The following is a 15,947-nucleotide window of genomic DNA, read 5'->3' as shown; positions in this document are numbered from 1 at the left end:
CTCCTCGCCACCCGCATCATCAGCCGCCTCCGCACCACCCTCACCCCCCACATCCCCCTCGCCCTCATCTTCGACAACCCCACCATCCACACCATGGCCGCAGCGATCGCACACCTCGTGCCCGCGCCCGATGCGACCGACGAGAGGACGCCCCGATGACGACGAGTCCGATCGTGGAGAGGGGTCCGGCCGCGGTGCGGCAGGAGGCCGGCGCCGACAGCGGCGCGGACGCGCCGCTGTCGGCGGCACAGCGACGGGTCTGGCTGCTCGAACACCTCCGCCCCGAGCTGGTCGAATACAACATGGCGCAGGTTTTCGAGCTGTCCGGCCCGCTCGACGTCGAGGCACTCGACGCGGCGCTCGGGCTGGTCGTGGAGCGGCACAGTATTCTGCGGTCCCGCGTGGTGCAGGACGCCGCCGGGGGCCCGAGGCTGCGTGTCCAGCCGGCGTCCGTGATCCGTCTCCAGCGGACCGACCTGCGGTACCTGGCCGTCGGCCCGGCCCACGAGGAAGCGCACCGGCTGAGCGACGCGGACATCAGGCAGCCGTTCGATCTGGCCACCGGGCCCTGGATGCGCGCGCGCCTGACCGAACTGCCCGAGCAGCGTCATCTGTTCACCGTGGTGGTGCACCACATCGCCGTGGACGCCGCCTCGATGCAGATCCTCTGGTCGGAACTGTCGCAGGCGTACGCCGCGTTCGTCGCCGGGAACCGTCCCGAGCTGCCGGCGCTGCCGATCCAGTTCGCGGACTACGCGAGCTGGGCCGCGCGGCAGCTCGACTCCCCGGAGATGGCCGGCGAGGTGGACCACTGGAAGCGGACGCTGGACGGTGCGAGTGCGACGGAGTTGCGCACCGACCACCCGCGGCCCGCGGTGCGGGGCGGTGCGGGCGCGCGGTTGTCCCACGTGATCGACCCCGCGGTCGCCGCCGGCGTGCGGGAGCTGTCGCAGAGGTATCGCGTGACGCCGTTCATGGTGTTGTTCGCGGCCTTCGCCGCTCTCGTGTCCCGGCACTCCGGAAGCCGGGACGTGACGGTCGGCGTCCCGATGTCCGGCCGGACGCTCCAGGAGACGGAGGGACTGATCGGGTTCTTCGTCAACACGGTGCTGCTGCGCACCGACCTGGGCGGGAACCCGACGTTCGCCGACCTGCTGTCCCGCGTGCGGGGGACCACCCTGGACGCGTACGAGCATCAGGGGGTGCCGTTCGACCTGCTGGTCGACGAACTCCAGCCGGAACGCGACCTGAGTCGCAACCCGCTGTTCCAGCTGATGTTCAACCTGGTCCAGGAGCAGACGTCACTGCTGCGGCTGCCCAGGGTGTCGGTCCGGTCCCTGCCGGTCGAGGCGGACACCGCTCGCTTCGACGTCGACGTCACCGTGGTGACGCAGGGCGAGCGGATGGAGGTGCTGGTCTCCTACGCGACCGAGTTGTTCGAGCCGGAGACCGTCGCGCGGTTCGCCGAGCACTACCGGCAGATCCTCGCCCAGGCCGTGCGCCGGCCCGACACCCCGGTCGCCGATCTCGACCTGCTCACTCCCGGGGAGAAGCGGCTGCTGCTCTCGCGGTGGAACGACACCGAGCGCCCGCAGTCGGCCCGTCTCCTCCCCGAGCTCATCGACGAGCAGGCCGCGCGCACGCCCGACGCCGTCGCCGTGCAGGGCCCCGACGGGCAGGAGGTGAGCTACGCCGAACTCGTCCGGCGGTCCGCCGCGCTGGCCTCCGTGCTGCGGGCGGCGGGGGCGGGCCGGCACGCCCCGGTGGGAGTGCTGGTCGAACGGTCCCCGGACATGGTGGTGGCCCTGCTGGCGGTCCTGAAGGCCGGCGCGCCCTACCTCCCGCTCGAACCCACGTACCCGGCGGACCGGTTGGCGTTCATGCTGGAGGACAGCGGGGCCCGGCTGGTGCTGGGACGGCCCCGGCTGCTGACGGAGCTGGGGCTCGACGCGGACGTCCGCGTCATCGACGTAGGCGAGCCGGCGGTCACCGTTCCGGCGCCGCCGCAGTCACCGCTGCGGCCGGACGACCTGGCCTACGTCATCTACACGTCCGGCTCTACCGGGCGTCCCAAGGGCGTCATGGTCCCTCACCGCGGGCTGGTGAACTTCGTCCTGGACATCGCCCGCACCCTGGAGCTGTCCGGCGAGGACGTCCTCTGCACGGTGACCACCATGGCGTTCGACGCCTCGGTGCTGGAGCTGTTCGTACCCTTGAGCCGCGGTGCGCGCCTGGTGGTCGTAGACCGGGAGACCGCCTCGGACGGAGCCGAACTTGCGGGTGTCCTGTCCTCCTCGGCGGCGACGGTGCTGGCGGCGACGCCAGCGACCTGGCACTTGCTGCTGCTGAGCGGCTGGTCGGGCGGGGACCTGCAAGCCGTCTCCGGCGGCGAGGCGATGTCCCCGCGGCTGGCCCAGGAACTGGCGCCGAAGGTCTCCCGCCTGTGGAACGTGTACGGCCCGACCGAGACCACCGTCTACTCGACGCTGGCCGAGGTCACCGGGGGCGGTTCCGGCGAGCCGGTGTCCATCGGCCGGCCGATCGCCAACACCCGGGTCCACGTGGTGGACGACCGGATGCAGCTGGTGCCGATCGGTGCCGTCGGTGAACTCCTCATCGGTGGCGTGGGGGTCGTCCGTGGCTACGCGGGCCGGCCCGGGCTCACCGCCGAGCGGTTCGTGCCCGATCCGTTCGGCAGCGGGGAGCGGCTGTACCGCACCGGTGACCTCGCCCGCCGGCGCCCCGACGGAACGCTCGAATACATCGGACGGGAGGACACCCAGGTCAAGATCCGCGGTCACCGGATCGAACTCGGCGAGATCGAAGCGGTGCTCCAGCGTCACCCCGCGGTGGCCCGAGCCGCTGTGATCACGGCCGGGGACGGCATGGACCGCCGGATCGTCGGCTACGTGTCGTGGCGTGACCAGCCGGACGAGGCCGGGTTGCGGACCTTCCTGCGGGACCGCCTCCCGCAGTACATGGTGCCGGCCGCCCTGGTCGGCCTGGAGCAGATGCCGCTGACACCGAACGGGAAGGTGGACCGCAAGCAGCTGCCCGCACCGGAGCCGGAGGCGAGCGCGGCGCCCGTCGCCCCCAGGGACTCCCTGGAACTCCAGGTCACCTCGATCTGCGAGCGCGTACTCGGCCGCTCCCCCGTGGGCGTGCGCGACGACTTCTTCGCCTCCGGAGGCAACTCGCTGACCGCGTTCGAGCTGGTGGAGGCGGTGCGGCGACAGCTCGGTGTGAGCGTGCCGCTCAGCACGTTCTTCCGGACGCCGACGATCGAGGGACTCTGCGCGGCGCTGCCGGACCTGTCCGCCGTATCCGAGCGGCTGCTGGTGCCCCTCGCCGCCGCCTCTCACGACTCCCGTCCCCCGCTGTTCCTGGTCCACCCGCACGGTGGCGGCGTCAGCTCCTACATGGGCCTGGCCCGGGAGCTGGAGGGCAAGGTGACGCTCTACGGCATCGAGGCGGTCGGCTACAACACGGACGCGACGCCGCTGCGCACGGTGGAGGAGATCGCGGAGCGGTACCTGAGTGAGATCGCCGGGACCGGTCACGAAGGGCCTTTGCTGCTCGGAGGCTGGTCGTTCGGCGGTGTGGTGGCGTTCGAGATGGCGCGGCGCGTGGAACGGGCGGGCGGACGGGTCGGCGCGCTCGTGCTGCTCGACTCGCCGGTTCCCGGGTCCGCCGACCTCGTCGGTGACGAGGACGTACTGTCCCGGTTCGGTGCCGACGCCGGTTTGGCCTCGCACGAGCTGGACGCGCTCGACGACAACGAGATCATCGCGGCGCTGGTGCGCCACTCCCACCAGGACGGCAGGCTGCCGGACCGGATCGAGTCCACGGCCGTGCGCCGCATGGTCGAGGTGGCCCGCGCGAACGGGGTGGCGGCCGAGCGCTACCGCCCCGAGGCGGTGATCACCGCGGACGTCCATCTGCTGACCGTCTCCGAGGACCATCCGACGCTCAAGACCCCCCGCGTCGATCCGGACGCCTGGCGGACGCTGACCCGCGGGCGGATCAGCACCGTGCCGGTGCCGGGCAACCACCACGACATGGTGCACCCGCCGCACGCCCGTGAGCTGGCGCAGCGGATCACCGACATCGTCCGTACGTGCCTCGGCTCGGCGGACACCGCGCCTTCATCCGCGGACACGTGACATGGCAGTACCTCAGTCCCCAGACCCGTATGTTCGAGGAGGCGTAGGTGAAGATCGGCGTGCACAGCCGGGACGTCCTGTCACCGCAGGGCAGTCATGGCACGGCACAGACGGAGTCGGTGCCCTCGGCACTGGAACAGGGCCCGCTCCTGGGCACCGGCACCGCGCCCAGCCACCACGGTGAACTGCTCCAGGGGGTGTTCGATGACGGCGGCAGACTCCGCCGCGGCCTCGTCACCCTGCCCTGCCCGCTCTTCGCGAGCAACGCCACCGTGCGGCTGGACCGGTGGGAGACCGAACTCACCGTCACCCCCTCGTGGAAGACCAAGGCGCTCAGGGCCGCACGCACCACCCTTGAGGAACTGGGCATGGGTGCCTACGGCGGACAGCTGGAGCTGCGTGGCGACGTCGCGGTCGGCCGCGGGCTCGGCTCGTCGACCAGCGATGTGACGGCGGCGATCCTCGCCGTGCTCGACGCGGTCGGCCGGCGCCTCCCGCCGGAGCGGATCGCACGGATCGCGGTCGCCGCCGAGGCCGCCACCGACCCCCTGATCTACGCCGACCGCATGCTGCTGTTCGCCCACCGCGAGGGCGCGGTGATCGAGGACTTCCACCGGCCCGTGCCACCACTGGGGGTGCTCGGCTTCTCCGTCACGGACGAGGAGATCGACACCCTGGCGCTGCCCCCGGCACGCTACAACGCCTGGGAGATCGAGTGCTTCCGTGCGCTGCGCGGTCTGCTGCGCCGGGCGGTCGCCCACGCGGACCACGCCGAGCTGGGGCGCATCTCCACGGCGAGCGCGCGCATCAACCAGCGGTTCCTCCCCGTACCGCGTTTCGACCGCCTGCTGGAGATCGCCGAGGAGTCCGGGGCCCTGGGCGTGCAGGTCGCCCACAGCGGAACGGTGGCGGCCCTGCTGTTCGCGCCGCACGGGCCGCGGGTGGAGGAGCGGACGGCGCTGGCCGCCCGCCGGCTCGCCGAACTGCGCATCACCGATCATTGGCGCTACATCGCCGGGAGCGACAGTCATGTCCCCTTTGCACACCAGTCGTAGGGCGTTCACCAGCGTGGTCGACGGCCACGTCCTGCCCAAAGTCATCCAGGTCGGGCCCAATGTGTACGGGGCCGCCTTCCACCTCATGAAGCTGCTGCCCGCGCAGTTCATCCTCACGAGTGCCATCGAGACGGGCGAACTCACCCCGGGGACCACGGTCGTGGAGACGACCTCGGGTACGTTCGGGCTCGGTCTCGCGATGGTCTGCCGGCTGAAGGAGATCCCGCTCGTCCTCGTCGGCGACCCGGCGATCGAACCCCCGTTGCGCCGACGGCTGGAGGCGCTCGGTGCCCGCGTGAGCATCGTCTCCGGTCCGGCCCTGCACGCCCGTGGTGTGCAGCAGGCGCGCCTGGACCGGGTGGCACGCATCCAGGCGCGGCTGGGCTCGTACTTCACGCCGGGCCAGTACGACAACCCGCTGAACCCCGTGTCCTACGGCGCGGTCGCCGAGCTGCTGCTGGAGAGCATGGGGACGTTCGACGCCCTGGTCTGCCCGGTCGGCTCGGGCGGTTCGTCGTCCGGTATCGGCTCGTACCTGCGGGCGCTCAACCCCCGGATGAAGCTGATCGGCGTGGACACGCCGGGCAGTGTCCTGTTCGGCGCCCCGGCCGGGTCCCGGCAGCTGCGCGGCCTGGGCAACGGCCTGGTCCCGCCCGTCCTGGAGCACACGCTCTTCGACGAGGTGCACTGGCTCGACGCCTCGGTGGCGTTCCGGGCGACACGGCGGCTGCACGCCGAGCACTGCCTCTATATGGGCCCCACCAGCGGTGCCGCGCACCACGTGGCGGAGTGGTACGCCAGGCGCAACCCCGACCTGCGGGTGGTGGCGCTGTTCCCCGACGAGGGGCACCGCTACACGAACACCGTCCACAACGACGTGTGGCTGCGGCGCAACGGACACCTCACGGCGCCGTGGCCCGACGGGCCGCGCACGCTGGACCATCCGGCCGAGGTCGCCGGCGACTGGTCACGTTTCGCTTGGAACAGACGCACGCGTGAGGACGTCGTCGCCCTCATGGAAGGAGTCAGCGCATGACCCGGGACGTCTTCGTCCTCGTGGAGAGCAACACCACGGGGACCGGCCGGCTCTTCCCCGTCGCGGCCCGCGGCCTCGGCCTCCATCCGGTCCTGCTGGCGGCGGATCCGTCGCGTTACGCCTCGGTGGGCGGTGCCGAGGTCGTGCCGGCCGACACCGACAGCGTCGAGGCGGTGGTGGCGGCGTGCCGCCGTATCGGTGCCGAGCGGGGCGTCGCCGGCGTCGCCACCAGTTCGGACTACTACGTCGAAACCGCGGCCGCCGCCGCCACCGCCCTGGGGCTGCCGGCGAACGCGCCGGCCGACCTCGCCGCGGTGCGGGACAAGGGCGTACAGCGCCGCCGGCTCGCCGAGGGCGGTGTGCGGGTGCCCCGGTTCGTCGTGGCCGACACCGTGGAGCAGGTCCTGACCGCGGCCGAGGAGATCGGTTACCCGGTCGTGGTCAAGCCGGTCACGGGGAGCGGCAGTCTCGGCGTACTGCTGTGCGCGGACCCGGCAGGGGCCGCGAGGCACGCGGAGGCGGTCCTGGCCCGCGGGCACAACGAACGCGGTCGGCCGGTGCCGCGCCGGGTCACCGTCGAGGAGTTCGTCGCCGGCCCGGAGTACTCGGCGGAGATCCTCAACGGCGTCGTGGTCGGCATCACGGCCAAACACCTCGGAGCGCCTCCCCTGTTCGTGGAGACGGGGCACGACTTCCCGGCCGGTCTGCCGCCGGCCGAACGCACGGCCGTCGCGACGGCCGCCACGGACGCCGTGCGGGTGCTCGGCCTCGGTCTGGGCCCGGTCCACGTGGAGCTGCGGGTCGGCCGGGACGGCCCCGTCCTGATCGAGGTGAACCCGCGGCTGGCGGGCGGCTGGATTCCCCGGCTGGTGCAGGAGGCGACGGGGGTGGACCTGATCCTGAAGACGGTCGAGGCGTTCAGCGGCCGGTCGTCCACCGTCGACGCCACGAACAGCGGCGGGGCCGCCATCCGCTTCGTCATGGCCGAGGGCGACGGGGTACTGCGTGGCGTCGACGGCGTGGCGGAGGCGTCCGCCGTGGCGGGGGTGATCGACGTCGAGACCTATCGCGAGCCCGGAGCCGAGATCACCGTCGCCGGTGACTTCCGGGACCGCATCGGACATGTGCTGGCCCGCGGCGCGTCCGCCGCGGAGGCGGCGGACGCCGCCGAGGCGGGGGTACGCCGCGTCCGCCCGGTGCTGGCCGCTCGTGAGGAGGCCCTGGCATGACGGACTCCGGCCGTCTGCGCACCGCCGCGCACCCCGAGATCCGCCGCATGCTGCTGGAGCGGCGCGATCCGCCGAGGCCCGCCTGGAAGAGCGACCTCGACCGCATCACCCATGTCGACCTGGCGCACGTCGTCATGCTGGCCGAACGCCGGATCATCGGTGCGGTGACGGCCTCCGCCCTGCTGTCGGCGATCACGGAGCTGCGCGAGCGGGACTTCGAACCGCTGGAGAAGCGGCCCGCGCCCCGCGGGCTCTACCTCGCCTATGAAGCCCACCTGATCGAGACGCTCGGCGAGGAGACCGGCGGCGTCCTGCAGACCGGCCGCTCCCGCAACGACCTGGGTGTCACCTGTCTCCAGCTGGCCCTGCGCGAACCGTACCGCCGGCTGTCGGCGGAACTGGGCGAGCTGGGAAGTGTGCTGCTGGACCGGGCACACGAGTACCGCGAGGTGCTCATGCCCGCCTACACGCACTTCCAGGCCGCCGTGCCCGTCACCTACGGGCACTACCTGCTGGGGCTGGCGCAGACCTTCGAACGGGACGCCCGGGCGCTGGCCCAGGCCGGCGAGGGCCTGGCCCGCTGTCCGCTGGGCGCCGGCTCGATCGGCGGGACGACCGTCCCGATCGAGCCCGCCCGCACGGCCGAACTGCTCGGGTTCGGCGAGCCGGTACGCAACTCGGTCGACGCCATCGCGACCAGGGACACCGCCCTGCGGATGCTCTCGGCCTGCGTGGTGCTGGGGGTCACGCTCGACCGGGCGGCGCTCGACCTGCTGATGTGGTCGAGCGCCGAGTTCGGGCTCCTGACCATTCCCGACGGACTGGTCGGGTCGAGTTCGATGATGCCGCAGAAGCGCAACGCCTTCGTCCTGGAGCATGTGCAGGGCAAGTCCGCCGCCGCTCTGGGCGGGTTGACGGCCGCCGCGAGCGCGATGCGCGGCACACCGTTCACGAACTCCATCGCGGTGGGCACGGAGGCGATGACGCATGTGTGGCCGGCCCTCGACGCCACCGTCGACGCGGTGAAGATCCTGCGTATGGCCTACGAGGGCGCCCGCCCGGTGCCGGAGGCGATGGAGGCCAGGGCGACGGCCGGACTGACGCACGCGACCGCGACCGCGGAGTGGCTCGTGCGCCAGGGCGTGCCGTTCCGGCGCGCTCACCATCAGGTCGGCGAGGCCGCGCTCGCCGTCGTGGAGAACGGGGCCGACTCGCTGTGGACGGCGCTTGAGGCGCACGGTCACCTGCCGGCCGGATCCGCCGACCTGCGGCCGCAGGCGGTGTGGCGGGCGGCCGAGTTCGGCGGCGGCCCCGGTCTCACCTCGTTCGAGCGGTGCTTCGAGCCGCTGGCGCTGCGCTGGGAGGACCACCACGCCCGGCTCGCGCGGGAGATCAGCGGCTGGGAGGACGCGGACGAGCGGCTCGCACACGCCGTGGCCCGTGTGCGGGGCCGGACCAAGGACACCACCCTGCCCACCGGAACCGACCCGAAGGACGACCTTCATGACCAGTACTGAACGCGCCTCCTCCGCGGCGGCCGTGGTCGAACTGCGCAGCGACACCTTCACCCTGCCGACGGCACGGATGCTGGAGGAGATGACGCGGGCACCGCTGGGAGACGACGTCTACGGCGAGGACCCCACGGCCCGGGAGCTGGAGGAACTGGCCGCGTCGCTGCTCGGCATGGAGGACGCCTGCTTCATGCCGAGCGGGACGATGGGCAATCTGGCGGCCATCCTCGCGCACTGCCCCCGGGGGACGAAGGCGCTCGCCGGAGCCGAGTCGGACATCTACGTCTACGAAGCCGGCGGAGCTTCCTACTGCGGCGGCGTGATCGTCGAGCCGGTGGCCAACGCGGCCGACGGAACGATGGCGCTGGCCGACATCGAGGCGGCCTTCCCGGAGGACCCCGAGGACCCGCAGTTCGCGCTGCCCGCACTGCTGTGCGTGGAGAACCCGCAGAACCGTTGCGGGGGCCGGGTGCTGCCGCTGGAGTACCTGGCCGGTGTCCAGGCGCTGGCGCGCGCCCGCAAGGTGGCGGTCCACCTGGACGGCGCCCGGATCTTCAACGCCGCCCTCGCCCTGGACGTGCCCGTGCGCGTCATCGCCGGGTACGCGGACTCCGTGCAGTTCTGCCTGTCGAAGGGGTTGTCCGCACCGGTCGGCTCCATGGTCGTCGGCAGCGCCGACTTCATCCGGTCCGTCCGCCGCATCCGCAAGATGCTGGGCGGCGGCATGCGTCAGGCCGGGGTGCTGGCCGCCGCCGGTCTGGTGGCCCTGCGCGAGATGACGGCCCGTCTCGGCGACGACCACCGCACGGCGCGGCGCCTGGCCGAAGGGCTCGCCGCCCTGCCGGGTGTCGAGGTGGAGCCCGTCGAGACGAACATGGTGTTCTTCCGTGTCGACACCCCCCACCTGACGCAGGCGGAGTTCATCGAACGGTCCTGGAACGAGGGCGTACGCCTCGCCGAGCTGGGCCGGGGCCGCATCCGGGCAGCCACCCACGCCGGGGTGAGCGAAGCCGGCATCGACCGCGCGCTGTCGGTCTTCCGGGACATCCTCGCGCCCGCCGCCGTCCTCTCCACCCGTCCCTGAAGACGTTCCACCTTCCTTCCATCCCGTCCCATCCCGTCTCATCCCGTCCCTGAAGAACACGATCGGAGAAACGTCATGCAGCAGCACACCTCTCAGCAGTGGCTCGTGGTCGTCAACGACGAAGAGCAGTACTCGGTCTGGTGGGCGGACCGCAGCGTTCCGGAGGGTTGGCGCGCGGTCGGCGTCAGCGGCCCGAAGGAGGAGTGCCTGGACTACATCGAGCGGACCTGGACCGACATGCGTCCGCTGAGCCTGCGCAACGCGGTCGCGTAGCGCGTCCCCGAGCGGAGCAGGGCGCCGGAGGACCACGGTCCTCCGGCGCCCCCCGCGACCGCGTGAGCCGCCCCGGAAAGGACTGATCTGATGACCACAGCACCCCTGCTCTCGCCCCGCACAGCAGACGCGTGGGGACGACTACTGCTCGACTGCCACACGGCGGGACTTCCGAAGGGCAGGTTCCACGAGATCTGCGAACGCGACGACGGGTACATCAGTGCCTTCGACGCCGTCGGGTTCTTCGAAGGACCGGACACCTGGTCCGCGCTGGACCGCTGGGCTTACGGCCGCATCCGCGGGAGGGTCCTGGACGTGGGCGTCGGAGCCGGCAGGTTCGCCGTCCCGTTCCAGCAGAACGGCGGCGAGGTCGTCGGGCTCGACGTCTCCTGCGAGGCGCTCGACGTGTGCGCCCGTCGCGGGGTGACGACGACGATCCTCGGCACGGTCGACGACGTGCCCGGCGACGAACGTTTCGACACGTTCCTCCTGCTGGGCAAGAACCTCGGTCTGCTGGAGAACCGTACGCGCGGCCCGGAACTGCTGCGCGCCCTGGCGGGACTGGCCCGTCCGGGCGCCCGGATCGTCGGGACCGGTGTGGACCCCTATCGGCTGGACGGGGCGCTGCACGGCGAGTACCTGGCCGCGAACCGCCGGCAGGGCCGGATGAGCGGCCAGATGCGGCTGCGGCTGCGTCACCGGACTCTGGTGACGGACTGGTTCGACTACCTGTTCATGTCGGTGCCGGAGCTCGAGGAGATGACCGAGGGGACCGGCTGGTCGGTCCGCGACGTCGAGTGGCACGGCTCCGACTACGGTGCCGTGCTCGCTCTGACGGCACCGGTGGGCGCGTCCTCGCGCTGACCCCGCCGCCGCGGGCGGGGGAGGCCGGTCAGCCGTCGCCGACCGCCACCGTCCGGCTCCGGGCCTCCGGTCCGGTGCGGCGTACCACGGTCGCGCCCCACCGGGGACGGTCGCGGCGCGCCTCGGCGTACAGATGCCGAACGTGGTTGAGGACCGAGAAGCGGGGCTCGTCCGTGCCGGAGGTCTCCGCCCGCACCAGGCCGTACGTCACCAGGGTGAAGACGAACGCCTCGGCCTCGGCCGCGGTCGTCGCGACCGCGGACGCCGCTTCCGTGATCGACCAGCTCCGGTGGCTCGTCGCCATGGTGGCGAGGAAGGAGGCGCACACCGGGCTCAGTCCGCCCAGGGTCCGACGCAGCCGGACCATGAGGTCCCGTGTCGTGGCCTGCGACATCGGCGGGGCGGTGAGGCCGAACGGATCGTGTTCCACCACGGCCAGCAGGTGTGCCAGGGACCGTACGAGCGTCCAGCGGCCCGCGAACTCCAGGGCCCCCGGCAGACCGTCGAGCCGCCGGCACAGCTCCGCGACCACCGCCGCGTCGGTGGCGTCCAGCCGGAACCGCGGATGACCGGCTCGAATGTGCGCGCACAGCAGTTGCACCGACGGCACTTCGGACAGCAGCGCCACGTCGTTCTCGGCGCCGGGGCCGGGTACCGGCAGGGGCGCCAGCCGCAGCATCTGCTCGCCGGGGATGCCGCACGGGCCGGGCACCGTGAGGAGCACCCGCAGGCGGGGGTGTGCCCGCATCATGGCGATCAGCCGGGGGACGTCGGCGCCTGACAGTTCGGCGTCGTCCAGCACCAGGACCCACTCGTCCCCCGCGGGCCGGTGGTGGAGCTCCTGGGCGGGCAGCCCTTGGCCGCGGGTGCGCCAGACGACCGGCTTGCCGTCGGAGGCGACGCGGCGCACGGCCTCGGCCGCCAGATGGGTCTTGCCGACTCCGCCGATGCCGACCACGCTGACCAGCCGGCGCTCCGGTTGCCTCAGCAGCTCCGTGAGCGTGCCCAGTTCGGAGTCGCGGCCGATCAACGGGCCCCGGACGACCCACGGCGTCAAGGCGTCGGCGGCGTCCGCGAGGTCGGAGCCCTCCACTCCCGGACGCCGCCGTGCCGCGTCCAGGAGCGCGTCGCGCTGTGTGGCACCGAGCCGTAGCCCGTCCGCCAGCAGCCGGACCGTGTCCAGCCGGGGGGAGAGCACCTTGCCCTGTTCCAGATTGCGTATGGCGCGCACGCTCACGGTGGTGAGATCGGCCAGGTGCCGCTGGGTCAGTCCCGCTCGCCGTCGGTGATTCCTCAGCAGGACTCCGAGGTCCCGCTGCGTTCGCATGTCGTTCATGACCACTCCGGTCGGGTTGTTCCGAAGTCCCTCGTCGACCCGGTGGAGCACACCGGGTGCCGCCGGCGTCCCGGCTCGCAGTCGCCGACCAGTGGACCCGGGGGGCCGAGCGTGCTCAGCCTCTCGTCTCACCCATGTCTGACGGAAACCGAGCGGGTGCTCGACCGTCCGGGCCCGCTCGGCGCGGTCCAGGCACTCCGCCACCGCACGACACGTCTCCGGCTCCATGCCATCACCTCTTGCGGGGCTTCACGGAACCAGCGGCGATGCTCTGCACACACGGGCATCGGCACATTACCGAGCATCACCATAGAAGGGCAGTTAAGTTCTGTCAATATAGTCAGTCAATAAAGTCATCACCGCGTGTGCGGGCGGACAGCGGAAAGCGCCCCATACGGAGCGGATGGGGCGCTTGTGGTGGAGCGCTTGGAAGGAACTGTTCCGCTTTCCGCCGGGGTCAGTATGCCCTGCGGTAGGCCCATACGGCCCGTTCGCTCTCTCCGCTCTTCTCCAGGATCTCGCCCAGCTCCGCCCAGGCGAAAGCGGCCTGCCGCCCGGCCTCGGCGGCCTCCAGCAGCAACGCGCCGCGCCCGTAGGCGGCTTGCGCGGCTTCGTGATCGTCCTGGAGGAGGTAGGCGGCGGCGAGTACGAGATGGACTCGGGCTCTCGCCAGCGGGTGCCCGGGTCCCAGCAGGCCGAGAGCGGCCTCGGCATGCCGGATCGCCTGCTCGGGGCGGCCGAGCATCACCTCGGCACGCCCCAGGGCGGTCTCGGCATCCACCACGTCGAGGCCGCCGCCCAGCGTCCGCAGGGTGGCCGCGCTCTGCTCAAGAAGCGCCCTGGCCGTCTCGGGGCTGGGGTCGTCCGCGTGCAGGAGCACCATGGCCTGTGCGTTGCGCACCCGCGCCAGGGCCCGTGCGTCATCACCCTCGGCGTAGAGGGCGACGGCCTTCTTGACCAGTTCCAGAGCCTCACCCGACCGTCCGTGCCGGTGCAGGGCGGTGCCCGCGTTCCAGTAGGCGCCGCCGAGCTCCGTGCGGTCGTCCATGACCTTGGCGCGGCTCATCGCCTCGTCGGCGAGGAAGTTCGCCCGGTGCAGGTCACCGCGCTCGCAGTACACGCCGATCAGCGCGGAGAGAAGCTCCAGCTGGGCGACCGTGGGCGGCAGGCCGGCCGCGTCCGCGTCGGCCAGGGCCCGCTCGGCGACGTCGACGGCGCGGGAGAGCTCCCCCAGTGCGCGGTAGCACCGGCACAGCCGCATGGCCACGCCGAGCCGGTCCAGCACCCCGCGCCCCTGCGCCACGGACCGCTCCAGCAGCGCCTCCAAGCTCCGGACGGCCTGCTCCAGTTGCCCGAGCTGCTCCAGGCACTGGGCGATGCCGAGTTCGGTCGCGAAACCCAGGTCCATCCGCTCCTCGTCGGCCGGGAGCTTGGCCCGCAGATCGGTGAAGGCGTCCAGCGCCGTCCCGCAGTCACCGCTGCGCAGGGCGAGCTGTGCGGAGTAGAGCTCGATCTCCAGGCTCACCGAGTCCGGCTCGGCGATCACGCCGGTGAGGTCACGGGGAGCACAGCCGAGCCGCTCGGCGAGCTGTGCGAGAACCTCTTGCGAGGGAAGGCGCTTGCCGGCTTCCAGAAGGGAGATGTAACTGGGGGAGAGATTGGGTCGCGCCAGCGCCTCTTGCGAGAGACCGGCCGCTCTGCGCAGTCGCCGGATATGCGCTCCCAGACCTTCGTTCGGTGTCACCGCGACACCTCACTGGAAAGCCTCCCCGGACCGGCCGATAAAATCAGAGCACCTTTACGGTTCTTCAATTGATCCCCCGTGCGGTCGTCCCGCGCCCCGCGACTCAGTGCGATGCAATACGGCACCATAATGGCACTGACGGGTTCGGTACGATCACCATGGCCGTCTTTCGGTCACCTCTCCTCGCCGCTTATCTCCGCACGAGCCGGCTCTCATACAACTCGCGCACCGCGCGACGGTCGACCTTCCCGGTGGGCAGCAGCGGAAGTCTGGTCACGACGAACGCGGCATCGGGGGCTTCCGCGCCCAGGACCTTGCGCAGCACCCGCAGCAGTCCGCCGGTCTCCCGGCCCTCCTCGCTCTCCACCGCGACGACGACGCGCGGATCGTCAGCCGGCCCGGCCTGGGTGCAGCACGCCGCCCGCACCCCTCCGTGTTCGACGGCGGCTGCCTCCACGCGCGCGGTGTCGACGAACACCCCGCGCCGCTTGACCAGCGAGTCGAGCCGTCCCGCGATCACCAGGTTCCCGGCGGCATCGAGGTGGCCACGGTCCTGGGTCCGGAAGACGGTGCGCCCGCCCTCGCGCCGGAGCCGGGCCCGGTCCTGCGCGCTGGACGCGTCCGGCAGATAGCCCAGGGAACCGAACGGCGACTCGATGTCCACACCGGTCACGTGCCCGCCGTCCGAGCCGTCGGGGCCCTCGGGGCGCAACCGCACGACCGTTCCGGGCAGGGCGGTGCCCACCGGCTGCAATCCTGGCGTGGGGGGATCGGGGACCCGGAACGCGAACTTCGCCAGCGTCATCTCCGAGGGCCCGTAGAGGTTCATCACCGCGGTGCGCGGCGCCACCCGGCGCCAGCGGTGCACGTGTACGTCGTGGAGCGGCTCGCCGGCGAACAGCGTCCAGCGCAGGGTGGTGCTCGCCACCCCGTCGGCGGCCTCGGCCCAGCGGGCGGCCAGACTCGGTACGGCGTGCACGACGTCCACACCGCGCTCGGCCAGGAACGGCAGCACCCGTTGGGGGGCGGAGCGGGGCGCGGGACCCGACGCATGCAGTTCACCGCCGGTGCACAGCGGCAGCAGCATGTCGCGGAAGACGACGTCGAACGCGGGAGAGGTCAGCATGGCGACGCGGGTGCCCGGAGTGACGGCCAGTTCCCGGCTTTCCCAGTCGACGAAGTGCACGAGACCGGCCGCCTGTCCGACGATGCCCTTCGGCGTGCCCTGACTGCCCGACGAGAACACGACGTATCCCGCCTCCGCCGGCAGCACCCGCGGTGCCGGCACCCCCGGTGCGATGTCCCGGCGCGCCACGTCGACGAGCGCGCCGGGGCGTGCGGCCGCTAGGACGTCCGCGACCCGGCTCTGCGGCAGCAGGCTGTCGACCAGCACCGGGACCAGGCCGGCGGAGCGCGCCGCGAGAAATACGGCCGGGGTCTCTCCCGCACCGTCGGTGAGCACGGCGATCGTGGTGTGCGGGGGCAGCCCGAGAGCGGCCAGGCGCTCGGTCCACCACCGGACCCGTTCCCACAACCCGTCGTAGGAGACGCGGTCGCCGTTCTCGTCCACGACGGCGCACCGGGTCGGGTACGCGGCGGCGACGGCCGCCACGCGGCTCACGATGGGGCAGGGGTGCGGCATCGGTGTTCTC

General features: G+C 72.1%; 12 protein-coding genes. 9 read left to right on the top strand and 3 right to left on the bottom strand.

Translation table 11 applies throughout. The features are described from left to right. The 9 genes from OO52_RS54555 to OO52_RS16040 all read left to right on the top strand — a co-directional run. Positions 1-159, top strand: a 159-nt coding sequence (locus tag OO52_RS54555) for a phosphopantetheine-binding protein (protein WP_158712495.1), incomplete at its 5' end; no start/stop codon positions are given. Continuing rightward, complete coding sequence (locus OO52_RS16075; protein ID WP_030644625.1) at positions 156-4,163, top strand: non-ribosomal peptide synthetase; 4,008 nt, start codon at positions 156-158, stop codon at positions 4,161-4,163. The genes OO52_RS54555 and OO52_RS16075, both read left to right, overlap by 4 nt. Positions 4,164-4,210: 47 nt before the next feature. Beyond that, positions 4,211-5,218, top strand: coding sequence for a GHMP kinase (locus tag OO52_RS16070; RefSeq protein WP_030644623.1), 1,008 nt, complete (start codon positions 4,211-4,213; stop codon positions 5,216-5,218). After that, positions 5,193-6,254 (top strand): pyridoxal-phosphate dependent enzyme, encoded by a 1,062-nt coding sequence (locus OO52_RS16065; protein ID WP_231408395.1) that lies wholly within the window; start codon positions 5,193-5,195, stop codon positions 6,252-6,254. The genes OO52_RS16070 and OO52_RS16065 overlap by 26 nt, the downstream gene beginning before the upstream one ends. Continuing rightward, positions 6,251-7,483: an ATP-grasp domain-containing protein gene (locus OO52_RS16060; protein ID WP_030644619.1), complete on the top strand. Its 1,233-nt coding sequence runs from the start codon at positions 6,251-6,253 to the stop codon at positions 7,481-7,483. The genes OO52_RS16065 and OO52_RS16060 overlap by 4 nt, the downstream gene beginning before the upstream one ends. Next, the gene (argH, locus tag OO52_RS16055) at positions 7,480-9,000 is read left to right on the top strand and encodes an argininosuccinate lyase (protein WP_030644617.1); all 1,521 of its coding nucleotides are present in this window, start codon (positions 7,480-7,482) and stop codon (positions 8,998-9,000) included. The genes OO52_RS16060 and argH overlap by 4 nt, the downstream gene beginning before the upstream one ends. Further along, the gene (gene ltaE / locus OO52_RS16050) at positions 8,987-10,078 is read left to right on the top strand and encodes a low-specificity L-threonine aldolase (protein ID WP_037629051.1); all 1,092 of its coding nucleotides are present in this window, start codon (positions 8,987-8,989) and stop codon (positions 10,076-10,078) included. The genes argH and ltaE overlap by 14 nt, the downstream gene beginning before the upstream one ends. Before the next feature lie 75 nt (positions 10,079-10,153). Beyond that, positions 10,154-10,351: an MbtH family protein gene (locus tag OO52_RS16045; RefSeq protein ID WP_030644613.1), complete on the top strand. Its 198-nt coding sequence runs from the start codon at positions 10,154-10,156 to the stop codon at positions 10,349-10,351. Between the two features lie 90 nt (positions 10,352-10,441). Then, positions 10,442-11,215: a class I SAM-dependent methyltransferase gene (locus tag OO52_RS16040; protein ID WP_030644612.1), complete on the top strand. Its 774-nt coding sequence runs from the start codon at positions 10,442-10,444 to the stop codon at positions 11,213-11,215. A gap of 28 nt (positions 11,216-11,243) precedes the next feature. On the opposite strand, the gene OO52_RS16035 is transcribed toward OO52_RS16040, so the two are convergent. The 3 genes from OO52_RS16035 to OO52_RS16025 form a co-directional block, all read right to left on the bottom strand. Then, positions 11,244-12,551 carry a helix-turn-helix domain-containing protein gene (locus OO52_RS16035; protein WP_030644611.1) on the bottom strand — a complete coding sequence of 436 codons (1,308 nt, stop codon included), beginning with the start codon at positions 12,549-12,551 and terminating at the stop codon, positions 11,244-11,246. Positions 12,552-13,008: 457 nt separating this feature from the next. Continuing rightward, positions 13,009-14,295, bottom strand: coding sequence for a helix-turn-helix domain-containing protein (locus tag OO52_RS16030; RefSeq protein WP_030644610.1), 1,287 nt, complete (start codon positions 14,293-14,295; stop codon positions 13,009-13,011). A gap of 190 nt (positions 14,296-14,485) precedes the next feature. Then, positions 14,486-15,937: an AMP-binding protein gene (locus tag OO52_RS16025; protein WP_030644609.1), complete on the bottom strand. Its 1,452-nt coding sequence runs from the start codon at positions 15,935-15,937 to the stop codon at positions 14,486-14,488. Between the last annotated feature and the right edge of the window lie 10 nt (positions 15,938-15,947).

It is taken from the genome of Streptomyces flaveolus, from assembly GCF_000716535.1.
GTDB classification, from domain to species: Bacteria; Actinomycetota; Actinomycetes; order Streptomycetales; family Streptomycetaceae; genus Streptomyces; species Streptomyces flaveolus_A.
This window is presented reverse-complemented; position numbering and strand designations above follow the sequence as displayed.